The sequence below is a fragment of the Streptomyces aculeolatus genome (assembly GCF_020400605.1).
GTDB classification, from domain to species: Bacteria; Actinomycetota; Actinomycetes; order Streptomycetales; family Streptomycetaceae; genus Streptomyces; species Streptomyces aculeolatus.
In genome coordinates this window covers 40,796-62,000 of record NZ_JAINRD010000001.1, presented here as the reverse complement: position 1 = coordinate 62,000, position 21,205 = coordinate 40,796, and the positions used below count along the sequence as shown (strand labels likewise).

Here is a 21,205-nt window from a genome sequence, read left to right as displayed (position 1 = left end):
GGGCGGGTTGGCGCCGTAAGACCGGAAAGCGCTGGTCAGCGAGCTATGAAACGATTGAGGCGTGGGACGGATCCCGGCCGGGTGGCCGGGGTCGTGTTTCACGTGAAACGCCCGGACGGCGTAACGCGCCGCCCGGGGGGTTCCGGGGCGATCGGCGAAGGTGGTAGACCCGAGGGCACGAGGTCCGATTCGTCGCCGTACGCTGACGGGAACCGGGGTCCCGGGGTGCTCGTTGCACCAGTGGGTGCCACGGTCAGCCGGGCCCAGCAATGTTCGTCAAGCGGCGCGGCCCGCGCCGGATTGGGGCAGGGTAATTCATGGGTGTCAGCCTCGCTAAGGGTGGAAACGTCTCGCTGACGAAGGAGGCGCCGGGTCTCACGGCCGTCATCGTCGGCCTCGGCTGGGACGTGCGTACCACCACCGGCTCGGACTTCGACCTCGACGCCAGCGCGCTGCTGCTCGGCGCCGACGGGAAGGTCCTCTCGGACCAGCACTTCATCTTCTTCAACAACCTCAAGAGCCCCGACGGCTCCGTCGAGCACACCGGTGACAACCTCACCGGTGAGGGCGAGGGTGACGACGAGCAGGTGAAGGTGAATCTCGCGGGCGTGCCCGCCGAGATCGAGAAGATCAGCTTCCCGGTGTCGATCTACGAGGCGGAGAGCCGCCAGCAGAGCTTCGGCCAGGTGCGGAACGCGTTCATCCGCGTCGTCAACCAGGCCGACAACAACGAGATCGCCCGCTACGACCTCAGCGAGGACGCCTCGACCGAGACCGCCATGGTCTTCGGCGAGCTGTACCGCAACGGGGCCGAGTGGAAGTTCCGCGCCGTGGGCCAGGGGTACGCCTCGGGGCTGCGCGGCATCGCGCAGGACTTCGGCGTCAACGTCTGAGTCAACGTCCGAGCCGGTAACGGCTCTTGAGGCGGTGGACCAGCGGGCCCCCGGGCCCGCGGTCCTCCCGCCCCTGCCCGGTCAGCGGACCGGCGACGGCCGAGCCGTCGCCGGTCTCGCCGTGTCCGGGGGCGGGTGCCGGGTCCGTGCCTGGCCGGTGCCGGGCCCGTGCCGCTGGCGGTGCGGGGCTCCTTTCGGTGGCGGGGCCGCGGCGGTGGGCGCGGTCCGTATGGGGCAGGCCACTCCTCGCCGAACTGGCCGTCCCGCCCCGGGGCCCACCCCGTACGCTTGCGGGGTGACGGAACCCGCGGAACCCGACGAGCAGACGCCCCCCGATGACGAGCACGCCCGCGCCGACAGCGGCGCCGAGCGGCTGGAGCGCGCCGTACGGGCCGCGGAGCAGGCCCTCATCGAGTTCGAGGTGGCCGTCGAGACGTTCCGTATCGAGGTCGACAACTTCTCCCGCCTGCACCACCAGCGCCTCGGCCCCATGTACAGCCGCCTCGACGAGCTGGACGCCCTCATCGCCGAGGCCCGCGCCGAGCAGACCGGGGACCCCGAGGACAAGCGCCGGGCCGACGAGGCGCGGGCGCTGGTCATGCCGATGCCCGGCGTCGAGGAGCTGTTCGGCGGCTGGCTCGACTCCGACGGGCTCTCGCCCGAGGCGGCCGACATGCTCACCGGGCGGCCGGTGTCGCCGCCGCCGCGGGTGCGGCCCAGCGAGGAGGCCCGCAAGCTCTACCGCGAGCTGGCCCGCATGGCGCACCCCGACCTCGCCCAGGACGAGCACGAGTCGGACCGGCGCAGCGCCTTCATCGCCCGGGTGAACATCGCGTACGCCTCCGGGGACGTCGAGGCCCTGACCGCGCTCAAGGCGGAGTGGGAGGCCGGGCCCGCGCCCGAGGAGCCCCGGCGCAGCCGCACCGAGGAGCTGTACGCGCGGCTGGAGTGGCTGGCCCAGCGCAAGGAGCTGCTGGTGTCGGTCGCGAAGCAGCTGGAGGACGGCGCGATCGGCCAGATGCTGAAGCTGGCGCCGGACGACCCGGACCGGCTGCTGGAGGAGATCGCGGAAGAGCTGCTGGCGCGGGTGGCGGAGAAGGAGACGACGCTCGCGGAACTCGCCCGCGGCTGAAGCCGGGACGGGCCCGCGGCTGAGACCGGGACGGGCGGCGGCGCCGGGCGCCGGGCGGCGGTGGTCCGGTAGCGTCGGGGCATGAGCTTTGGTCACGTACCCACGGTCGGCATCGACGAGCTGACGGACGGCGCCTTCCTGCTGGACGTCCGCGAGGACGACGAGTGGCAGGCCGGTCACGCCGAGGGCGCCCTGCACGTCCCGATGAGCCAGTTCGCCGCGCGCTACGGCGAGGTGACCGAGGCGGCGCCGCAGGACGGCCGGATCAACGTCATCTGCCGCTCCGGCGGGCGCTCGGCGCAGGTGGCGATGTACCTCGCGCAGCAGGGGATGGACGCCGTGAACGTCGCCGGCGGCATGGAGGCGTGGGCCGCCGCCGGCCGGCCGGTCGTGGACGACAAGGGCACCCCGGGGCACGTGCTCTGACGCCCGCCGCGTCACCTTCGGCGCTGTCCCGTCCCGGAGACGGGCCGGGTCAGCGGTCGAAGTCCAACTCCACCTGCTCCGTCACCGGGTGCGACTGGCACGCCAGCACGTACCCGGCGGCCAGCTCGTCCGGCTCCAGCGCGTAGCTGCGGTCCATCCGGACCTCGCCGCGGACCAGGAACGCCCGGCACGTACCGCAGACGCCGCCCCGGCACGCGTACGGGGCGTCCGGGCGGGCCCGCAGCACCGCGTCGAGGAGCTTCTCGCCGGGCCGCAGCGGCCAACTCCCCGACCGGCCCGCGAGGGTGGCGGTCAGCGTGCTGTGCTCGGGTGCGTCGCCCGCGGCGGGCTCGGGGGCCGGGGCGTCGTCGACGTGGAAGATCTCCTCGTGGATCCGGCGGCGGGGCACGCCGAGGGAGCGCAGCCCCCGCTCCGCCTGCTGGATGAGCCCGAAGGGCCCGCACAGGAACCAGCCCGCGACCTCCGCCACCGGCAGCAGCGCGGGCAGCAGCTCCGCCAGCCGCGCCGCGTCCAGCCGCCCGGCGGTCAGCCCGGCCTGCTGCTCCTCGCGGCTGAGGGACTGCACGACCTGGAGCCGGTCGGGATAGCGGTCCTTGAGGTCCGCGACCTCCTCCAGGAACATCGCGGAGTCGGCGGACCGGTCGCTGCGGACGAGGCAGAAGCGGGCCCGCGGGTCGCGCCCGAGGAGGGTCGCGGCGATGGAGAGCACCGGCGTGATGCCGCTGCCGCCGACCACCGCGCCGTAGCGCCCGCCGGGGACCGGGGCGCCGCGCAGCCCGAAGCGGCCGGCGGGGGTGAGCACGGGCAGGGTCTCCCCCGGTGCGAGCCGCCTGTTGACGTACGGCGAGCAGGCGCCGTCGGCGACCTCGCGGACGCCGACGGTCAGCTCGGCGGGCTCGGGGTCCTCGGGGGAGCAGATCGAGTACGTCCGCCGGTCGCTGGCGCCGCCGTCGGTGCCGGTGGGGATCTGCAGGGCGAGGTGCTGCCCGGCCCGGAAGCCGTACGCGGCGCGCAGCTCGGGCGGCACGGCGAAGGTGACGGCGACGGCGTCGGGCGTGAGGCGGCGGATGTCGGCGACCTTGAGGTCGTGGAAGACGGCGTGCCCCCGGGGTGCGGCGGCGGAGGTCACGTCAGCTCCTTGAAGTGGTCGAAGGGCTCCCGGCAGGCGGTGCACCGCCGGAGGGCCTTGCAGGCGGTGGACGAGAAGGGCGACAGCAACTCGGTCTCGGCGGAGCCGCAGTGCGGACACCGGAGGTCGGTCTCCGGCGCCGCGGGGCCGGCACGGCGCGTCGACAGCGTGACCGGGACCGGGCCGGACGGGCGGGTCGTACGGGGCGGGGCGATGCCCGCCTCCGCCAGCTTGCGGCGGCCCTCCGGCGTGATGTCGTCCGTCGTCCACGCCGGCGCCAGCACGCGCCGCACCCGGACCTCCGCCATCCCGCCGCGCTCGCGCAGCACCCGCTCGATGTCCTCGGCCATGGACTCCACGGCCGGGCAGCCCGTGTACGTCGGCGTCAGCTCGACCTCCACGGCCGCCGCGCCGGTCCTGCGCACTCCGCGGACCACGCCCAGCTCCGCGAGCGTCAGCATCGGCAGCTCCGGGTCCGGCACGCTGCCGGCCAGCTCCCGCAGCCGCTCCTCCAGCGCGGTGTCCGGTGGGGTGTCCGCCGGGGTGTCCGTCACCATGACGCCCCCGGGTGGCTGCGGTGCAGGTGCTGCATCTCCGCGAGCATCCGGCCGAAGGGCTCCGTGTGCACGCCCTCCCGTCCGCCTCCCGCCGACCAGCCGGTGGCGCGCGGGCCCTCGGGCAGCGTGAGCGTGGCGCGCTCCAGCACGCCGCCCACGGTCTCCAGCCACGCCGCCTCCAGCCCGGCCCAGTCCACCGCCAGCCCTTCGACGGGCCGGAACAGCTCGCCCGTGTACCGCCAGAGTGCGTCGAGGCCGGCCCGCATCCGGGCGTGGGAGGTCTCGGTGCCGTCGCCGAGGCGCAGGGTCCACTGCTCGGCGTGGTCGCGGTGGTACGCGACCTCCTTGACGGCCTTCGCCGCGAGCGGCGCCAGCGGCGCCGCCTCGCCGCCCGCCGCCAACTGCCCGTAGAGCAGCTCCTGGTAGACGGAGAAGTACAGCTGGCGGGCGATGGTCTGCGCGAAGTCGCCGTTCGGCTGCTCGACCAGCTGGACGTTGCGGAAGGCGCGTTCCTCGCGGAGGAACGCCAGCTCGTCCTCGTCACCGACGAGGGACAGCAGTGTGCGCGCCTGGCCGAGCAGGTCGAGCGCGATGTTCGCGAGGGCGACCTCCTCCTCCAGGACCGGTGCGTGCCCCGTCCACTCGGCGAGCCGGTGCGACAGCACGAGCGCGTCGTCCCCCAGCGCCAGCGCGCCCGCGGCGGTGGCCGGGTCGGCGGCTGCGGGGTCGGCGGTGGCCGGGTCCGGGGCGGCGCTCACAGGTTCCGCACCCCTTCCGGCAGCTCGTAGAACGTCGGGTGCCGGTACGGCTTGTCCGCGGCGGGCGCGAAGAACGGGTCCTTCTCGTCCGGCGAGGAGGCCGTGACCGCCGTGGACGGCACGACCCACACCGAGACGCCCTCCTGGCGCCGGGTGTAGAGATCGCGGGCGTTGCGCAGGGCCATGGCGGCATCCGGGGCGTGCAGGGAGCCGGCGTGCACGTGCGACAGGCCGCGCCTGCTGCGTACGAACACCTCCCACAGCGGCCAGTCCCCCGCCGCGGCACCGGCACCGGCGCCCGCGTCCGCGCTCGGTTCCGTACCGCCAGAGCCCGCAGTCGTCCTCCGCCCCGCGTCCTCCGCCTCCGCGCTCACGCCGCCGCCTCCCCGGGCCCCGCGGTCCCGGGCGCCCGCTTCGCGGCGTACGCCGCCGCGGCGTCGCGGACCCACGCGCCGTCCTCGTGCGCCTGCCGCCTGCGGCCGATCCGCTGCTCGTTGCACGGCCCGTTCCCCCGCAGGACCTCCTTGAACTCCGACCAGTCGATGGCGCCGAAGTCGTGCTGGCCCCGCTCCTCGTTCCACTTCAGGTCCGGGTCGGGGAGCGTCAGGCCCAGGATTTCGGCCTGCGGGACGCAGATGTCGACGAAGCGCTGGCGCAGCTCGTCGTTCGAGTGCCGCTTGATCTTCCAGGCCATGGACTGCGCCGAGTGCGCCGACTCGTCGTCGGGCGGGCCGAACATCATCAGCGACGGCCACCACCAGCGGTCGATGGCGTCCTGCGCCATCGCGTGCTGCTCGGGGGTGCCGTGCGCGAGGGTGTGCAGCAGCTCGTACCCCTGGCGCTGGTGGAAGGACTCCTCCTTGCAGATGCGGACCATCGCGCGCGCGTACGGCCCGTAGGAGCAGCGGCACAGCGGCACCTGGTTGATGATCGCGGCGCCGTCCACGAGCCAGCCGATGGCACCGACGTCGGCCCAGGTGAGCGTGGGGTAGTTGAAGATCGAGGAGTACTTCTGGCGGCCGGCGTGCAGCTTGTCCAGCAGCTCGTCCCGGCCGGTGCCCAGGGTCTCGGCGGCGCTGTACAGATACAGGCCGTGGCCCGCCTCGTCCTGGACCTTGGCCAGCAGGATCGCCTTGCGGCGCAGGGAGGGGGCGCGCGTCAGCCAGTTCGCCTCCGGCTGCATGCCGATGATCTCGGAGTGCGCGTGCTGGGCGATCTGGCGCACGAGCGTCGCCCGGTAGGCATCGGGCATCCAGTCGCGCGGCTCGATGCGCTCGTCGGCGGCGATCTTCGCCTCGAACGCGGACTCGGGCGCGGTTCCGGGCGCGGCCTCGGGCGCCCCCGTGCCCGTACGAGGTCCGGAAGCCGACTCGGCTCCGGACCGGCTGCCTCTTTCGGTGATCGTCTCCGGCATCTCGGCTCCCGTGCCCTCCCTACCGACCGATCGTTCGGTTCCATGCTCCTTGCCCGGCCTTACCCTGTCAAGGTCGGTTTCTGCCCCCGCGCGCTGCGCGGAGGCGGTCGGGGTGGGTAGCGTGCCGGTCCTAAGGACCGGAGGAGACGGGAGCCCGGGGGTTATGGAATCGCGCCAGCCGGACGAGAGCCGCGCCGGCATACCCGACGGCGGGGGCGCCACGGGGCCGGAGACGGGGCCGGCGGACCCGGCGGCGGAGGCGGCGGAGCCGCAGGCCGCGCCGCGGCCCGCGCTCGGCATCGCCGGGCTCTCGTCGCTCTCGCGGATCATCGTCGCGCTGGCCATCGCCGTGCTGGTCGCCCTCGTCACCGTGCAGCTGGGCGCCGGCTTCCTGCACGTCGCGCCGGCCAACACGCTCAGCAAGAAGCACGACGAGACGATCGACCGCATCGTCTTCCCCGAGTTCGAGCAGAACTGGCGGCTGTTCGCGCCCAACCCGCTGCAGACCAACATCCACGTCGAGGTGCGCGCCCAGTTGGAGATGCCCGACGGCGGCACCGAGGAGACCGGCTGGGTCGACCTCACCGCCATGGACCACGAGAACATCAGGGGCAACCCGGCCCCCAGCCACACCGTGCAGAACGAGCTGCGCCGCGGCTGGGACTACTGGACCGACACCCACGACGAGGACAACCGCGCCATCTCCGACCGCGCCGACCTCGCCGAGGACTACGTCAAGCGCATCGTGATGCGCCGCCTGGGGCCCGTGCTGAACGAGGGCCGGGTCGAGAAGATCCAGCTCCGCCAGACCAGCCGCCGGATCGCCCCGCCGCCGTGGAGCGACGAGCAGTGGGACACCGCCCCCGTATACCGCGAGCTGCCCTGGTGGATCGTCACGGGGGGAGACCTCATGGAGAGCGACCGTGAGGTGTGGGAGGAGAGCGCCCAGTGACCTCGGCACCGCCCCCGCCACCCGCGCCCGCCACGCCCCCCGCGCCTCCCGGGCCGCCCGCGCCCCCGAAGGCGCCCTCGGCGCGCGAGCTGCGCCGGCGTTTCGAGGACGCCCTCACCCGCGGCCTCGGCCACATCACGACGCGGGCGCTCGGCCCGTACCAGACCGCCGTCGTGCGCATCGGCTTCGCCTTCACCTGGCTCTGCTTCCTGCTGCGCGAACTGCCGCACCGGCACGAGCTGTACGGGCCCGACGGGCCCTGGAGCTTCGACCTCGGCAAGCGGCTGATCTCCGAGACCGACGCGTTCACACTGCTGATGTGGTCGCGCAGCGACTTCTGGTTCGAGCTGGTCTACCTGCTCGCCGTGGCCGCCGCCGTGATGATGCTGCTGGGGTGGCGGACGCGGACGGCGTCCGTGCTGTTCATGGTGGGCGTGCTGTCGCTGCAGAACCGCAGCATCTTCATGGGCGACGGCGGCGACAACGTCATCCACCTCATGGCCACGTACCTGGTGGTCACGCGCTGCGGCCAGGTGTGGTCGCTGGACGCGCGCCGTGCGCGCCGGCAGGCGGAGCGCGCGGCGGCGGAGCCCGGCGCCCCCGCGCCCCCGGACCGGGTGGGCGCGGTGCTGTGGGCGGTGACCGGTGCCGCGCTCGCGGCCGCCACCGTGCTGGGGCACCTGAGCTGGGGCTGGGCGCTGATCTTCTGGGGGCTGTGGGTCGCGCACGCGGTGTGGTGGGCGGTGCGGCGCGCCAGGTCCGACGAGCCGCGGACGGTCTGCGACGTGCTGGCGAACCTCGTGCACAACGCCGGACTGTTCGTGATCATGGCCCAGGTCTGCTTCATCTACGCGACCGCCGGCTGGTACAAGGTCCAGGGCACCCGCTGGCAGGACGGCACCGCCGTCTACTACCCGCTCAAGCTGGACTACTTCACGCCCTGGCCCGGGCTCGCGGACATGATGGCGAGCAACGGGACCATGATCATGCTGCTCGGCTACGGCACGGTCATCGTGCAGGTCGCCTTCCCGTTCACGCTCTTCAACCGGCGGCTGAAGAACGTGCTGCTGACCATCATGATCATCGACCACGCGTCGATCGCCGTGATCATGGGTCTGCCGTTCTTCTCGGCGGCGATGATCTCCGCGGACCTGGTGTTCCTGCCGACGATCTTCCTGGTCTGGGCCGGCGCCAAGGTCACGGGGCTGAAGAACCTGCTGCTCGGCCGGCTGCCGGGCACCGACCCGCCGGGCAGGCAGCCGCCGGACGCCGCTGCGGCGGACCCCGCGATCCCGGCGCAGGCCGGCACGCCGGACGCGCACGCCGACGCCCACCGGGCCTGACCGGCCCGGCGGGCGCGGAGCGTACGGGGCCGGGCCCGTGGCCCGGGTCCGGGCGGCCCGCCCCGGACGCGTAGGCTCGGCCGCATGAGCGGCGACGTCGTACGGCAGTGGCGCGAGGACGCCGCGGACGACGGCGCCGTACTGCTCGACGGCTTCCACGCGCTCAAGCACGCCCTGCGCTTCGGCGCCCGCGTACGGATCGCCGTCACCGCCTCCCGCGCCGACGCCCGCGCGCTCGCCGGCGAACTCGCCCCCGACCTCGCCGACCGCCTCGACGCCCTGCTCGCCGAGCTGCCCGACCGCGAGCTGCGCGAGCTGGTGCCCCGGCGGCACCCCACCGGCATCGCCGCCCTGGCCGACCGGCCCGCCCCCGCCGCCGTCCGCGCCGCGCTGCGCGCCCCCCGCTCCGCGCCGGTCGTCGTCCTCGACAACCCGCGCAACCTCGGCAACGTCGGCGCCGTCGTCCGCCTCGCCGCCGGCATGGCCGCCGCCGGCGTCGTCACCACCGGCGACGCCGACCCCTGGCACCCCAACGCGGTCCGCGGCGCGGCCGGGCTGCACTACGCCACCGCCGTCACCCGCCTCCCCCTCGCCGACCTCCCGGACGCCGCACCCGGCCCGCTCTACGCCCTCGACCCCGCCGGCGACGACCTGCGCACCCTGCGGCTGCCGGACGACGCGCTCCTCGCCTTCGGCTCCGAGCGGCACGGCATCTCCCCGGCCCTGCGGGCGCGCGCGGACCGGCTCGTCTCACTGCCGATGCGCCCCCAGGTCTCCAGCTACAACCTCGCCACCAGCGTGGCCATGGCCCTCTACCACTGGTCCCTCGGCGCCGGTCCGAACGGCTGACTGCCGCCGCCTGCCGCGCGGCATACCCGTCCTCCTCGCGCCCGGTCGGATTGAGTGACGGCTGAAGGCGCCGGCGACGGTGCCCGCTCCACCCGGTGCCCGTCCGGGTGCGGCCCATGGACGTCGTGGAGGTCGCGCCGCACCTCGATCCCGGCTACACCACGACGATGAACGCGCGCCGCGCGATCTTCGAGGCGCTGACCGGCATCGCGATGCGGCGTATGGGCCTGCCCGGCCCCGCCTACCTGGACCCGGCGGTCTCCGGCCCGCCGCCGGGACGCGGCCCGTCCGGCGCTACGCCTGGCGCCTGACCTCCACCATCCGGAAGCGGTTGGCCACGAACGCGCCGTCCGTCAGCGCCGCGTTCGCCGCCGGGTTGCCGCCGGAGCCGTGGAAGTCGGAGAAGGCCGCGGTCTGGTTCACGTACACCCCGCCGGTGAGGTTGAAGGACAACTGGGCGGGCTCTTCCATGCACGCCTCCTCGACCAGCCGCTCCACCTCCGTCGACGTCGTGTACGCCCCGACGGTCATGGCGCCCTTCTCGCGGATCGTGCGCCGCAGCAGCTCCACTGCGTCCCCGGTGGAATCCACCGCGACCGCGAACGACACCGGCCCGAAGCACTCCGCCATGTAGGCCGCCTCGGCCTCGGGCTTCGCGCCGTCGAGCTTGACGATCACCGGCGTACGCACCGTGGCGCCGGGGAACTCCGGGTGGACGACCGCCCGCGTGGCCAGGGCGACTTCGCCGAGGCCGGAGGCCGCCTCCAGCCGCTCCCGCACCCCGGGGTTGACGATCGCGCCGAGCAGCGCCACGGCCCGCTCGTCGTCGCCGAGCAGCTTGCCGACCGCGGCGGCGAGGCCGTCGACCACCTCGTCGTACGACTTGCGGCCCTGGTCGGTGTCGATGCCGTCCCGGGGGATCAGCAGATTCTGCGGGGTGGTGCACATCTGGCCGCTGTAGAGCGAGAGGGAGAAGGCGAGGTTGGAGAGCATGCCGCGGTAGTCGTCGGTGGAGTCGACCACGACCGTGTTGACCCCGGCCTTCTCCGTGTAGACCTGCGCCTGGCGGGCGTTGTCCTCCAGCCACTCGCCGAAGGCGGACGAGCCGGTGTAGTCCACGATCCGGATCTCGGGGCGCAGCGCCAGCGCCTTGGCCACGCCCTCGCCGTCCCGCTCGGCGGTCAGGCACACCAGGTTCGCGTCGAAGCCGGCCTCCACCAGCACCTCGCGGGCCGCCTGCACCGTCAGCGCCAGCGGCAGCACGGCCCGCGGGTGCGGCTTGACCAGCACCGCGTTCCCCGTGGCGAGCGAGGCGAAGAGGCCCGGATAGCCGTTCCAGGTCGGGAACGTGTTGCACCCGACGAGCAGCGCGACGCCGCGCGGCACCGCCGTGAACGTCTTGCGCAGGTGCAGCGGGTCCCGCTTGCCCTGCGGCTTGGACCACTCGGCGACCAGCGGCGTGCGGCTCTGCTCCGCGTACGCGTACGCGACGGCCTCCAGGCCGCGGTCCTGCGCGTGCGGCCCGCCGGCCTGGAACGCCATCATGAACGCCTGGCCCGACGTGTGCATCACGGCGTGCGCGAACTCGTGGGTGCGGGCGCTGATCCGGGCCAGGATCTCCAGGCACACCAGCGCCCGCAACTCGGGCCCCGCCTGCCGCCACGCCCCCGTCGCCGCCCGCATCGCGGGCAGCAGCACGTCCGGGTCGGCGTGCGGATACGTGATGCCCAGCTCCACCCCGTAGGGCGAGACCTCGTCCCCGGCCCAGCCGTCGGTGCCGGGCTGGCCGAGGTCCACGCGGGTGCCGCGCAGCGCCTCGAAGGCCGCCTGCCCGTCCGCGGGGGCGCTCTCGCCGTACGCCTTCGGGTGCTCGGGGTGCGGCGACCAGAAGGCGCGCGTGCGGATCGCGTCCAGTGCCTGGTCGAGAGTGGGGCGGTGCTTCCCGGCGAGCACGTCGGGCGTCAGGGCGGCGGGCATACGGAACCAACTCCTCGTCGAGCTGGGCGGAAATCGGGCTTCGCGGCTAGAGTAACCGAATGATCGGTCGGGGCAAGAGAGGCTGTGGATAAGTGGCCGAGAGCAGGCGGACAGGCGCACGGAGCGGCGCGAAACGGGACACGTACACCCCCGAGACGCTGCTCGCCGTGGCCGTCGAGGTCTTCCTGGAGCGCGGGTACGACGGCACCTCGATGGAGCACCTCTCCCGCGCCGCCGGCATCTCCAAGTCCTCGATATACCACCACGTGCGCGGCAAGGAAGAGCTGCTGCACCGCGCGGTCAGCCGGGCGCTCGACGGCCTCTTCGGCGTCCTCGACGAGCCCGCCGCGCGCACCGGCCGGGCCGTGGAGCGGCTGGAGGCCGTCGCCCGCGGGACGACCGCGGTGCTGATGGCGGAGCTGCCGTACGTGACGCTGCTGCTGCGCGTGCGCGGCAACACCGAGACGGAGCGCTGGGCGATGGAGCGCCGGCGCGAGTTCGACGCCCGGGTGGCGGCGCTGCTGAAGGAGGCCGTCGCCGACGGCGACCTGCGCGCGGACGTGGACGTCCGGCTGGCCACGCGGCTGCTCTTCGGCATGATCAACTCGATCGCGGAGTGGTACCGCCCGCGGGCGGGCAACGCCCACGACGACGCCGAGGTCACGGCGGCCGTGGTGACGCTGGCCTTCGCCGGCCTGCGGACCTGACGGACGGGACGGACTGACGGACTGACGGACTGACGGGCTGGCGGTTCGGCGGCGGGGGCCCGCGTGGGCCGCGAGCGCGTCGCGCCGGGGCGCGGGCGCGGCGGACGGCCGCCCGGGTGCGTACTCAGCTCAGCAGGTCGTTCTGCACGTCCGTCTCCTCGAAGACCAGCAGCGTGCGCGTCGACAGCACCTCCGGGATCGCCTGGATCCGGGTCAGCACAAGGTCGCGCAGCGCCCTGTTGTCCTCCGTGTGCACCAGCAGCAGCACGTCGAAGTCCCCGCCCACCAGCGCGATGTGCGCCGCGCCCGGCAGCTGTTCGAGCTGGCGGCGGGCCGTGCGCCAGGTGTTCTGGACGATCTTCAGTGTGATGTACGCGGACGTCCCCTGCCCCGCCCGCTCCTGGTCGATGCGGGCGGCGAAGCCGCGGATCACGCCGTCGTCGATGAGGCGGTTGATCCGGGCGTAGGCGTTGGCGCGGGAGACGTGGACCTGCTCGGCCACGGAGCGTACGGAGGTGCGGCCGTCGGCGCGCAGGATGCGGATGATCTCGCGGTCGACGGCGTCCAGCCGGCGGGCCGACGGGCGCGGCGCGGGCACCGCGGGGGCGGTGGCGGGCAGGTCGGGCGCGTCGTCGGCCAACTGTTCTTCCGCCATGCCCTACCGCCTCCCGTGTCTGGACGACCTGCTGGTATTGGAAGCTGTGCAGAACCGTTTGTCCACAGGCTGGGGTTCCCTGTAGCCAAAATGTGCCGTCAACCGAACAATCGGTAGGGAGTGCACGAGGTCTCAGCCACGCCCACAAGGAGGTGGACGTCATGACGGTTCTTGAGCAGCCCGGCCGCGCCTACCACCCGGCGCCCCCGCCGGCCTGGAAGCCGCGTACGGAAGCGGCACCCCTGCTGCCCGACCCCGAGCCGTACCGCGTGCTCGGCACCTCCGCCGCGGAGAAGGCCGACGCCGGACTGCTCCGCGAGCTGTACGGCGCGCTGGTCACCGGCCGGAGGTACAACGAACAGGCGACGACCCTGACCAAGCAGGGCCGCCTCGCGGTCTACCCGTCCACGACCGGCCAGGAGGCCTGCCAGGTCGCCGCGGCCCGCGCCCTGCGCCCGCAGGACTGGCTCTTCCCCAGTTACCGGGACACGCTCGCCGCCGTCGCCCGCGGCCTCGACCCCGTGCAGGCCCTCACGCTGCTCCGCGGCGACTGGCACACGGGGTACGACCCCGCGGAGCACCGCATCGCCCCCCTGTGCACCCCGCTCGCCACCCAGCTCCCGCACGCCGTCGGCCTCGCCCGCGCCGCCATGCTCAAGGGCGACGACGTCGTCGCCCTCGCCATGGTCGGCGACGGCGGCACGAGCGAGGGCGACTTCCACGAGGCGCTGAACTTCGCCGCCGTCTGGCGCACGCCCGTGGTCTTCCTCGTGCAGAACAACGGCTTTGCGATCTCCGTCCCCCTCGCCAAGCAGACCGCCGCCCCCTCCCTCGCCCACAAGGCCGTGGGGTACGGGATGCCGGGCCGCCTCATCGACGGCAACGACGCCCTGGCGGCGTACGAGGTCCTCACCGAGGCCGTCGAGCGGGCCCGGGGCGGCGGCGGCCCGACGCTCGTCGAGGCCGTCACGTACCGGATGGACGCCCACACCAACGCCGACGACGCCACGCGGTACCGCACGGACAGCGAGGTCGAGCCCTGGCGCGCGCACGACCCCATCGCGCTGCTGGAGGCCGAGCTGACCGGCCGCGGGCTGCTCGAAGAGGCGGACGCGGCCGCGGCCCGCGCGGCGGCGGAGGAACTGGCCGCGGGCATGCGCGAGCGGCTGCACGCCGACGCCGAGCTGGACCCGATGGACCTCTTCGCGCACGTCTACGCCGAGCCGACGCAGCAGCTCCGCGAGCAGGAGAGCATGCTGCGCGCCGAGCTGGCGGCGGAGCTGGAGGACGGGGACGGCGAGGGGGAGGAGACGCGATGACGACGACCGCCGTCGCCGGCACCGCGACCGGGCGCAAGCCCGCCACCATGGCGCAGGCCCTCACGCGCGCGATGCGCGACGCGATGGCCGCCGACCCCGCCGTCCACGTCCTGGGCGAGGACGTGGGCCAACTGGGCGGCGTCTTCCGCATCACCCAGGGCCTGGCCGAGGAGTTCGGCGAGGACCGCTGCACGGACACCCCGCTGGCCGAGGCCGGCATCCTCGGCACGGCCGTGGGGATGGCGATGTACGGGCTGCGGCCGGTGGTCGAGATGCAGTTCGACGCCTTCGGCTATCCCGCGTTCGAGCAACTCGTCAGCCACGTCTCCCGGATGCGCAACCGGACCCGGGGGGCCACCCCGATGCCGCTGACCATCCGCGTGCCGTACGGCGGCGGCATCGGCGGCGTCGAGCACCACGGCGACTCCTCCGAGGCGTACTACATGGCCACCCCCGGGCTGCACGTGCTCACGCCCGGCACGGTCGCCGACGCCTACGGGCTGCTGCGCGCGGCCATCGCCTCCGACGACCCCGTGGTCTTCATGGAGCCCAAGCGGCTGTACTGGTCGAAGGCCGGCTGGGACCCCGAGCGGCCCGAGGAGGTGCCCGGCATCGGGCGCGCGGTGGTGCGCCGGCAGGGCACGACGGCCACCCTCGTGACGTACGGACCCTCGGTGCCGGTCTGCATGGAGGCCGCCGAGGCCGCCCGGGAGGAGGGCTGGGACCTGGAGGTCGTCGACCTGCGCTCCCTGGTCCCGTTCGACGAGGCGACGGTCGTCGAGTCCGTGCGGCGCACGGGCCGCGCCGTCGTCGTCCACGAGTCGCCCGGCTTCGCCGGCCCCGGCGGCGAGATCGCCGCCCGCATCGGCGAGCGGTGCTTCCACTACCTGGAGGCGCCCGTGCTGCGCGTCGCCGGCCTCGACATCCCGTACCCGCCGCCGATGCTGGAGAAGCACCACTTGCCGGGCGTGGACCGCGTGCTGGACGCGGTGTCACGGCTGCAGTGGGAGGCCGAGTGGACGGAGGGCGGCTGATGCCGGAGGTCCGCGAGTTCGCGCTGCCCGACCTGGGTGAGGGCCTGACGGAGGCGGAGATCGTCACCTGGCTGGTGGACGTCGGCGACGTCATCGCCGTCGACCAGCCGGTGGTGGAGGTGGAGACGGCCAAGGCGATGGTCGAGGTGCCGTGTCCCTACGGCGGCGTGGTCACCGCCCGCCACGGCGACCCGGGCACGGAGGTGCCGGTGGGATCGGTGCTGGTCACGGTGGCGGTGGAGACCGCGGCCGGAACCGGTGCCGGTGCAGGGACCGGTGGTGGCTACCGGGACCGGGTCGAGGACAGGATCCGCGGTGCGGGTGCCGCTTCCGCCTCTTCGGCGGACGGCGCGGTCGACGGCGCGGTGGTCGAGGCGCGGGCCGCCGCGGAGTTCGCCGGTGAGGAGACGGGCGGCTCGGGCAACGTACTCGTCGGCTACGGCACGAGCGCGGGCGGCACGCGCCGCCGCCGGCGCCCGTCGGGCCACGGCCGCGCCCGCGGCCGGACACCGGGCGGGATCACCGGCACGGGGCCGGGTGCCGGCGGCGCGGCGCGGCCGGATGCCGCCGCCGGGCGAACCGCGGACGGCGGCGGCCCGGTGCGGCCCGCAGCGGGCGGGCAGCCGGCACCGGGCGCGACGGCGGCGGGCGTGACGGCGGCGGGCACGTCTGCGCCGGGTGCCGTGGCGGACGGGCCGGTGGCCGTCATCTCGCCGCTGGTGCGGCGCATCGCCCGGCAGTCCGGGCTCGACCTGCGCGCCGTCGCCGGCACCGGGCCGCACGGGCTGATCCTGCGCGCCGACGTCGAGGCCGCGGTACGGGCCGGGGCGCCGGCGGCCGGCCGGACGACCGGTGCCGCGGGTACCGCGGCGACCCCTGGGCGTACGGCGGTCGGTGGCACGGCCGTGGGCGCCGGGACGCCCACCGCCGGTGCCGGGGCCCGCGGCGGTGCGGCCGCCGAGGGCGAGCGGGTGCCGCTGCGCGGGGTGCGCGGGGCGATCGCCGACAAGCTGTCGCGCAGCAGGCGGGAGATCCCCGACGTCACGTGCTGGGTGGACGCCGACGCGACGGAACTGCTGGCGGCCCGGCGCGCGATGAACGCCGCGGCGGGAGACCGGCCGCCGGTGTCGCTGCTCGCGCTGCTCGGCCGCGTCTGCACCGCCGCGCTCGCGCGCTTCCCCGAGCTGAACTCCACGGTGCAGGGCCGCGAGATAGTCCGGCTGCCCGCCGTCCACCTCGGCTTCGCCGCCCAGACGGACCGCGGACTCGTCGTGCCCGTCGTGCGCGACGCGCACGCGCTCTCCGCCGAGCGGCTCTCCGCGGAGATGGCGCGGCTGACCGAGGCCGCGCGGGCGGGCACGCTGACGCCCGCGGAGCTGACCGGCGGCACGTTCACGCTGAACAACTACGGAGTCTTCGGCGTCGACGGCTCGACCCCGATCCTCAACCACCCCGAGGCGGGCATGCTCGGCGTGGGGCGGATAGCGGAGAAGCCGTGGGTGCACGGCGGCGAGCTGGCGGTGCGGCGCGTGGTGCAGCTGTCGTTCACGTTCGACCACCGGGTGTGCGACGGCGGCACGGCGGGCGGCTTCCTGCGGTATGTCGCCGACTGCGTCGAAAACCCCGCGATGCTGCTCAGGGCCCTCTAGGCCCCTGTCTGACAAATCCCGCCTGTGTCGCGGCGTCTGGCACGCACGCTCGCTGCGTTGTCGGGCTCGACCGAATAGGCCCACTATGCGGTCGACCCTCCGCCTTGCGATCGCACGCACCAGACGCCGCGACACCCGCCCTGCGGGCGGACGGCGCCATTTGTCAGACAGGGCCCAGCGGAACGGCGCACGGCGGGTAGGGTCCCGTGCCATGGAGCAGGCCGGGGGCACGGGATCCGGGGCGGCGCACGCGGGTGCGGAGCCCGGGGCGGTGGGGGCGTACGCCGCCGTCGTGCTCGCCGGCGGCGCCGCGCGGCGGCTCGGCGGGGTCGACAAGATGGCCCTGCGCGTCGGCGGGCGGACCCTCCTGGACCGGGTGTTGCGCGCGTGCCGCGGCGCGGGCCGGACCGTGGTCGTGGGGCCGCGGCGCCCCACGGTCCGCCCGGTGACGTGGACCCGTGAGGAGCCGCCCGGCGGCGGCCCCGTCGCCGCGCTGGCCGCCGCGCTGCCGCTGACCACGGCCGACACCGTCGTCCTGCTCTCCGCGGACCTGCCGTTCCTCGACGACGGCACCGTGCGGACCCTCCTCGACGCCCTCGCGTCGGCGGAGATCAGCGTCGACGGGGCGATGTTCGTGGACGGCACCGGGCGCGACCAGCCGCTCGTCGCGGCGTACCGTGCCGAGTCGCTGCGGCGCGGCCTTGCACTGCTCGCCGTCGAGTACGGCGCGCTCGCCGGCCTGCCGCTGCGGCTGCTCACCGGCGAGCTGCGGCTCGTCCGTACCGCATCCGGTGCCACTTTCGACTGCGACACCTGGGAGGATCTGGCGACGGCCAGGGACCGGATCAGGGAGCATGGGCACGTGCTGGATGAATGGCTCGCAGCGGTCAAGGAAGAACTCGGTCTCGACACCGAGGTGGACACACGCCTCCTGCTCGACCTCGCGCGCGACGCCGCGCACGGAGTGGCGCGCCCCGCGGCGCCGTTGACGACGTTCCTCGTCGGCTACGCGGCGGGGCGGGCCGGCGGCGGCCCCGAAGCGGTCGCGGAGGCGGCGCGCAAGGTGACGGCGCTGACGGAGCGGTGGGCGGAGGAGACGGCCGAGGAGGGCCGGGCGGACACATGACCTCCGGTCGGCGCGGCGACCGGCGCACTCCCGGGGCGGGCGCCGGATCGGGGAGCGGGAACAGGCCCGGAGGCGGGAGCGGGAGCGACGGCGAAACCGGCGCGCGCGGCGACGAGTTCGCGGACGCGCTGGCGCTGGCGAACGACCGCCGCGACCTGGCCGCCACCTACGGCGACGCCTTCACGCTCGCCGACGCCCCGCCGCCCGCGGTCCCCCCGGGGCCGGGGACGTCCCGCGGACCGGCGCGCACGGACGAGTCCGGGGACGCCCTGTCGCTCACGGACCGGGACACGACTTCCGCAGAGCGGCGCGCCGACCGCGCGGTGCGCGAGACTCCTGACCGCGGCGACGACTCCGGCGGGCCGTCCGCGCGTTCGCGACCGGGCCATGGCCCGCTGCGGCGCGGAGGCGATTCGGCGGCGGGCCGCGGCGGTCCCGTCGAACCGGGCCCGACGACCGGTTCCGGGGCTCGCCCCGAGGAGCGTGCCGCACCCGGGGGCTACGGCCGTAGCTCCCGGGGACGCGCGGCCGGGCCTGCGGCGCCCGAAGGCGGTCCGAGGGCTGGCACGGGCTCCGCAGCCGGTGCCGACGCCCGCGGGGCAGGGGTGCCGGACGGCGCCGGTCCCCGCGAGTGGCGTGCGAGGGCCGGGCACCGGCCCCGGGCGGGAGCGGCCGGCGGCGGGGCCGGTGAGGCTCCCCGCGCCGCGGGCGCACGGCGCGCGGACGCCCCCGCGGCGCGCGGCGGTGCCGAGGGCGGTGGGGATCCGCTGGACGTGGCGCTCGGGCTCGACGGGCGTGCCCGGCCCGAGCCCCGCGACCCGCGCGGGCTGTCCTGGGACGCCGCCCGCCGCGTCGCCGTACGGGCCGGGCGGCGGCTGGGCGCCGTCGCGGTGCCGGTGGCCGGGGCGTACGGGCAGGTGCTCGCCGATCCGCTGAAGGCCCTCGTCGATCTGCCGCCTTTCGACACCTCCGCCATGGACGGCTACGCCGTCGCCGGCCCGGGCCCCTGGCGGCTCGACTCCGCCGGGCCGGGCATCCTCGCCGGCCACGCCGCCCACCCCCCGCTGCCCGACGGCCACGCCGTACGCATCGCCACCGGCGCCCGCGTCCCGCCCGGCGCCACCGGCGTCCTCCGCTCCGAGCACGCCGAACTCCGCGACGGCGGCAGCCTCTACGCCACCGGGGCCACCGCCGCCCAGGACGTCCGTACCGGGCAGGACATCCGCCCGCGCGGCCAGGAGTGCCGCGCCGGCGTCGAGTTGCTGCCCGCCGGCGAGCGCGTCACGCCCGCCGTCCTCGGCCTCGCCGCCGCCGCGGGCCACGACGAGCTGCGCGTGGTCCGCCGCCCCCGCGTCGAGGTCCTCGTCCTCGGCGCCGAGTTGCTGCACCGCGGCCTGCCGCGCGACGGCCGCATCCGCGACGCGCTCGGACCGATGCTGGACCCGTGGCTGCGCGCGTGCGGCGCCGAGCCGTTCGTCACCCGGCGGCTGGGGGACGACGCGGAGCTGCTGTACGAGGCCGTCGCCACGTCCACCGCGGACGTCGTCGTGACCACCGGCGGCACCGCCGCGGGCCCCGTCGACCACGTCCACGCCACCCTGCGCCGGCTCAAGGCGGACCTGCTCGTCGACGGCGTCGCCGTACGCCCCGGCCATCCGATGCTGCTGGCGGTGCTGCCGACCGGCGCGTACGTCGTCGGGCTGCCCGGCAACCCGCTGGCGGCGGTCTCCGGGCTGCTCACGCTCGCCGAGCCGCTGGTGCGCGTGCTCGGAGGGGCCGCGCCGGGCACGGAGCCGCCGGAGGCGGTGCTCACCGCGGACGCGAAGGGGCACCCGACGGACACCCGGCTGGTGCCGGTCGCCATGGAGCACGGCACAGGCGCGCAGGCGGCGGCAGCGCAAGCCGCGGCAGCGCAAACCGCAGGAAAGCGGCGTCCAGCAGGACAACACCCAGCAGCGCCTCGCGCCGGCGGACAACCCGCCGCCCACCCCCTGCACTTCACGGGCCCCGCCATGCTCCGCGGCCTCGCCGTCGCCGACGCCCTCGCCGTCGTCCCGCCCGGCGGCGCGGCAGCCGGCGCCCCCGTGCGCGTACTCCGCCTGCCCTGGACCGCGGCGCCCGCGGCAGCCGCGGCCACCGCCCCGACCACCCCGGCAGGCCCCGCGTGAAGTACCCCGACCAACGCGTCGCCCTGCCCCGCCGCCCGCGCGCCCCGCTGCGCCAGGTCGGCGGCCGCATCCTGGCCGCGCTCTTCGTCCTGGCCCTCGCCGTCTTCGTGGTCTACCTCGGCCGCGACGGCTACCACGACAACGCCGGCGGCAAGGTCGGCCTGCTGGACGCCGCCTACTACGCCACCGTCTCCCTCTCCACCACCGGCTACGGCGACATCGTCCCCGCCACCCCGGGCACCCGGCTCAGCACCGTCCTCGTGGTGACGCCGCTGCGCGTGCTCTTCCTGATCATCCTCGTCGGCACCACCCTTGAGGTGCTCACCGAGCGCACCCGCCAGCAGTGGCGGCTCGATCGCTGGAGGTCCGCGTTGCGCGATCACACTGTCATCGTCGGCTACGGCACGAAGGGCCGCTCCGCGCTGCAGACGCTGCGCGCCAAGGGGCTGGAGAAGGGCCAGGTCGTGATCATCGACCCGAGCAGCAAGGTCGTCGAGGCGGCCAACGCCGACGGCTACGTCGGCGTCGTCGGCGACGCCACGCGCTCCGCCGTGCTGCTGCGCGCCGAGGGGCAGCGGGCGGCGCAGTTCGTGATCTCGCCGCAGCGCGACGACACGGCGGTGCTGGTGACGCTGACGGTGCGGCAGCTGAACCCGCGGGCCAAGATCGTGACGGCGGTGCGCGAGGAGGAGAACGCGCCGCTGCTGCGCCAGTCCGGCGCGGACGCGGTGATCACCAGCTCCAGCGCGGCGGGCCGGCTGCTCGGCCTGTCGGTGCTGAGCCCGAGCGCGGGCACGGTCCTGGAGGACCTGATCGTGCAGGGCTCGGGCCTGGACCTCATCGAGCGCCCGGCGACCAAGGCGGAGGCGGGTCTGATGCCGCGCGAGACGGACGACCTGGTCGTGGCGGTCAAGCGCGGGCACCGGCTGATGGCGTACGACGACGCGGACGTCGGCCGGCTGGAGATGACGGACCGGCTGATCACGATCGCCCGGGCCGCGGGCCCGGCGACGACGCCGGAGAAGGATCGCATAGTCACCCGCGAGGGTGGCTGGGACCTGGGCGGACGCCGGGACCGCGGCTACCGGGACTACGA

20 protein-coding genes and 1 pseudogene are annotated in these 21,205 nt (G+C 75.1%); 14 read left to right on the top strand and 7 right to left on the bottom strand.

The annotated features are described in order from the left end of the window. The first annotated feature begins 317 nt into the window (after positions 1-317). The 3 genes from LG396_RS00275 to LG396_RS00265 all read left to right on the top strand — a co-directional run bounded on the left by LG396_RS00275 (position 318) and on the right by LG396_RS00265 (position 2,451). Positions 318-893, top strand: coding sequence for a TerD family protein (locus LG396_RS00275; RefSeq protein ID WP_018840686.1), 576 nt, complete (start codon positions 318-320; stop codon positions 891-893). Positions 894-1,188: 295 nt separating this feature from the next. Further along, complete coding sequence (locus tag LG396_RS00270; RefSeq protein ID WP_037745945.1) at positions 1,189-2,025, top strand: J domain-containing protein; 837 nt, start codon at positions 1,189-1,191, stop codon at positions 2,023-2,025. A gap of 81 nt (positions 2,026-2,106) precedes the next feature. Then, entirely contained in the window at positions 2,107-2,451 is a 345-nt protein-coding gene (locus LG396_RS00265) for a rhodanese-like domain-containing protein (RefSeq protein ID WP_018840684.1), read from the top strand. Positions 2,452-2,500: 49 nt separating this feature from the next. Here LG396_RS00265 and LG396_RS00260 read toward each other — a convergent pair whose 3' ends face one another. The 5 genes from LG396_RS00260 to paaA all read right to left on the bottom strand — a co-directional run bounded on the left by LG396_RS00260 (position 2,501) and on the right by paaA (position 6,330). Then, entirely contained in the window at positions 2,501-3,601 is a 1,101-nt protein-coding gene (locus tag LG396_RS00260; protein ID WP_225793111.1) for a 2Fe-2S iron-sulfur cluster-binding protein, read from the bottom strand. Beyond that, on the bottom strand, positions 3,598-4,158 hold the full coding sequence (paaD, locus tag LG396_RS00255) for a 1,2-phenylacetyl-CoA epoxidase subunit PaaD (protein ID WP_225793110.1): 561 nt from the start codon (positions 4,156-4,158) through the stop codon (positions 3,598-3,600). The genes LG396_RS00260 and paaD overlap by 4 nt, the downstream gene beginning before the upstream one ends. After that, positions 4,152-4,916 carry a 1,2-phenylacetyl-CoA epoxidase subunit PaaC gene (gene paaC / locus LG396_RS00250; protein WP_100300274.1) on the bottom strand — a complete coding sequence of 255 codons (765 nt, stop codon included), beginning with the start codon at positions 4,914-4,916 and terminating at the stop codon, positions 4,152-4,154. The genes paaD and paaC overlap by 7 nt, the downstream gene beginning before the upstream one ends. Further along, positions 4,913-5,179: a 1,2-phenylacetyl-CoA epoxidase subunit PaaB gene (paaB, locus tag LG396_RS39060; protein ID WP_026276709.1), complete on the bottom strand. Its 267-nt coding sequence runs from the start codon at positions 5,177-5,179 to the stop codon at positions 4,913-4,915. Before paaB ends, paaC begins: the two co-directional genes overlap by 4 nt. Before the next feature lie 107 nt (positions 5,180-5,286). Next, positions 5,287-6,330: a 1,2-phenylacetyl-CoA epoxidase subunit PaaA gene (gene paaA / locus LG396_RS00240; RefSeq protein ID WP_225793108.1), complete on the bottom strand. Its 1,044-nt coding sequence runs from the start codon at positions 6,328-6,330 to the stop codon at positions 5,287-5,289. 163 nt (positions 6,331-6,493) lie between these two features. Here paaA and LG396_RS00235 point away from each other — a divergent pair, with 163 nt between their 5' ends. The 4 genes from LG396_RS00235 (at position 6,494) to LG396_RS00220 (ending at position 9,785) form a co-directional block, all read left to right on the top strand. Then, positions 6,494-7,282: a DUF5819 family protein gene (locus LG396_RS00235; protein ID WP_100300276.1), complete on the top strand. Its 789-nt coding sequence runs from the start codon at positions 6,494-6,496 to the stop codon at positions 7,280-7,282. After that, on the top strand, positions 7,279-8,625 hold the full coding sequence (locus LG396_RS00230; RefSeq protein WP_225793107.1) for an HTTM domain-containing protein: 1,347 nt from the start codon (positions 7,279-7,281) through the stop codon (positions 8,623-8,625). Before LG396_RS00235 ends, LG396_RS00230 begins: the two co-directional genes overlap by 4 nt. A gap of 84 nt (positions 8,626-8,709) precedes the next feature. After that, positions 8,710-9,474: a TrmH family RNA methyltransferase gene (locus LG396_RS00225; protein WP_225793106.1), complete on the top strand. Its 765-nt coding sequence runs from the start codon at positions 8,710-8,712 to the stop codon at positions 9,472-9,474. 116 nt (positions 9,475-9,590) lie between these two features. Next, the gene (locus tag LG396_RS00220; RefSeq protein WP_225793105.1) at positions 9,591-9,785 is read left to right on the top strand and encodes a hypothetical protein; all 195 of its coding nucleotides are present in this window, start codon (positions 9,591-9,593) and stop codon (positions 9,783-9,785) included. Here the strand turns inward: LG396_RS00220 and paaN are convergent. Then, positions 9,769-11,451 carry a phenylacetic acid degradation protein PaaN gene (paaN, locus tag LG396_RS00215; RefSeq protein ID WP_225793104.1) on the bottom strand — a complete coding sequence of 561 codons (1,683 nt, stop codon included), beginning with the start codon at positions 11,449-11,451 and terminating at the stop codon, positions 9,769-9,771. The two genes, LG396_RS00220 and paaN, sit on opposite strands and share 17 nt — an antisense overlap. 92 nt (positions 11,452-11,543) lie before the next feature. On the opposite strand from paaN, the gene LG396_RS00210 reads away from it, so the two are divergent. After that, positions 11,544-12,158: a TetR/AcrR family transcriptional regulator gene (locus tag LG396_RS00210; protein WP_018840673.1), complete on the top strand. Its 615-nt coding sequence runs from the start codon at positions 11,544-11,546 to the stop codon at positions 12,156-12,158. 124 nt (positions 12,159-12,282) lie between these two features. On the opposite strand, the gene LG396_RS00205 is transcribed toward LG396_RS00210, so the two are convergent. Beyond that, positions 12,283-12,813: an Lrp/AsnC family transcriptional regulator gene (locus LG396_RS00205; protein WP_018840672.1), complete on the bottom strand. Its 531-nt coding sequence runs from the start codon at positions 12,811-12,813 to the stop codon at positions 12,283-12,285. A 161-nt stretch (positions 12,814-12,974) separates the two neighbouring features. On the opposite strand from LG396_RS00205, the gene pdhA reads away from it, so the two are divergent. The 6 genes and pseudogenes from pdhA to LG396_RS00175 all read left to right on the top strand — a co-directional run. After that, positions 12,975-14,132 carry a pyruvate dehydrogenase (acetyl-transferring) E1 component subunit alpha gene (gene pdhA, locus LG396_RS00200; protein WP_225793103.1) on the top strand — a complete coding sequence of 386 codons (1,158 nt, stop codon included), beginning with the start codon at positions 12,975-12,977 and terminating at the stop codon, positions 14,130-14,132. Then, positions 14,129-15,166 (top strand): alpha-ketoacid dehydrogenase subunit beta, encoded by a 1,038-nt coding sequence (locus LG396_RS00195; RefSeq protein WP_018840670.1) that lies wholly within the window; start codon positions 14,129-14,131, stop codon positions 15,164-15,166. Before pdhA ends, LG396_RS00195 begins: the two co-directional genes overlap by 4 nt. After that, positions 15,166-16,815: a dihydrolipoamide acetyltransferase family protein gene (locus LG396_RS00190; protein ID WP_225793102.1), complete on the top strand. Its 1,650-nt coding sequence runs from the start codon at positions 15,166-15,168 to the stop codon at positions 16,813-16,815. The genes LG396_RS00195 and LG396_RS00190 overlap by 1 nt, the downstream gene beginning before the upstream one ends. 211 nt (positions 16,816-17,026) lie before the next feature. Further along, complete coding sequence (locus tag LG396_RS00185; RefSeq protein ID WP_037745979.1) at positions 17,027-17,941, top strand: DUF6457 domain-containing protein; 915 nt, start codon at positions 17,027-17,029, stop codon at positions 17,939-17,941. Next, positions 17,938-20,109: a molybdopterin molybdotransferase MoeA gene (locus LG396_RS00180; protein WP_263978533.1), complete on the top strand. Its 2,172-nt coding sequence runs from the start codon at positions 17,938-17,940 to the stop codon at positions 20,107-20,109. Before LG396_RS00185 ends, LG396_RS00180 begins: the two co-directional genes overlap by 4 nt. Beyond that, a pseudogene (locus LG396_RS00175) lies at positions 20,106-21,128 on the top strand (potassium channel family protein); the annotation flags it as partial. The gene LG396_RS00180 and the pseudogene LG396_RS00175, both read left to right, overlap by 4 nt. Positions 21,129-21,205 lie beyond the last annotated feature (77 nt).

Excerpts from the sequence above, each read along its gene's own strand:
- LG396_RS00275 (WP_018840686.1), top strand. The coding sequence starts at position 318 with ATGGGTGTCAGCCTCGCTAAGGGTGGAAACGTCTCGCTGACGAAGGAG.
- LG396_RS00265 (WP_018840684.1), top strand. The coding sequence starts at position 2,107 with ATGAGCTTTGGTCACGTACCCACGGTCGGCATCGACGAGCTGACGGAC.
- paaD (WP_225793110.1), bottom strand. The coding sequence starts at position 4,158 with ATGGTGACGGACACCCCGGCGGACACCCCACCGGACACCGCGCTGGAG.
- paaA (WP_225793108.1), bottom strand. The coding sequence starts at position 6,330 with ATGCCGGAGACGATCACCGAAAGAGGCAGCCGGTCCGGAGCCGAGTCG.
- LG396_RS00235 (WP_100300276.1), top strand. The coding sequence starts at position 6,494 with ATGGAATCGCGCCAGCCGGACGAGAGCCGCGCCGGCATACCCGACGGC.
- LG396_RS00225 (WP_225793106.1), top strand. The coding sequence starts at position 8,710 with ATGAGCGGCGACGTCGTACGGCAGTGGCGCGAGGACGCCGCGGACGAC.
- LG396_RS00220 (WP_225793105.1), top strand. The coding sequence starts at position 9,591 with ATGGACGTCGTGGAGGTCGCGCCGCACCTCGATCCCGGCTACACCACG.
- paaN (WP_225793104.1), bottom strand. The coding sequence starts at position 11,451 with ATGCCCGCCGCCCTGACGCCCGACGTGCTCGCCGGGAAGCACCGCCCC.
- LG396_RS00205 (WP_018840672.1), bottom strand. The coding sequence starts at position 12,813 with ATGGCGGAAGAACAGTTGGCCGACGACGCGCCCGACCTGCCCGCCACC.
- pdhA (WP_225793103.1), top strand. The coding sequence starts at position 12,975 with ATGACGGTTCTTGAGCAGCCCGGCCGCGCCTACCACCCGGCGCCCCCG.
- LG396_RS00195 (WP_018840670.1), top strand. The coding sequence starts at position 14,129 with ATGACGACGACCGCCGTCGCCGGCACCGCGACCGGGCGCAAGCCCGCC.
- LG396_RS00190 (WP_225793102.1), top strand. The coding sequence starts at position 15,166 with ATGCCGGAGGTCCGCGAGTTCGCGCTGCCCGACCTGGGTGAGGGCCTG.
- LG396_RS00185 (WP_037745979.1), top strand. The coding sequence starts at position 17,027 with ATGGAGCAGGCCGGGGGCACGGGATCCGGGGCGGCGCACGCGGGTGCG.
- LG396_RS00180 (WP_263978533.1), top strand. The coding sequence starts at position 17,938 with ATGACCTCCGGTCGGCGCGGCGACCGGCGCACTCCCGGGGCGGGCGCC.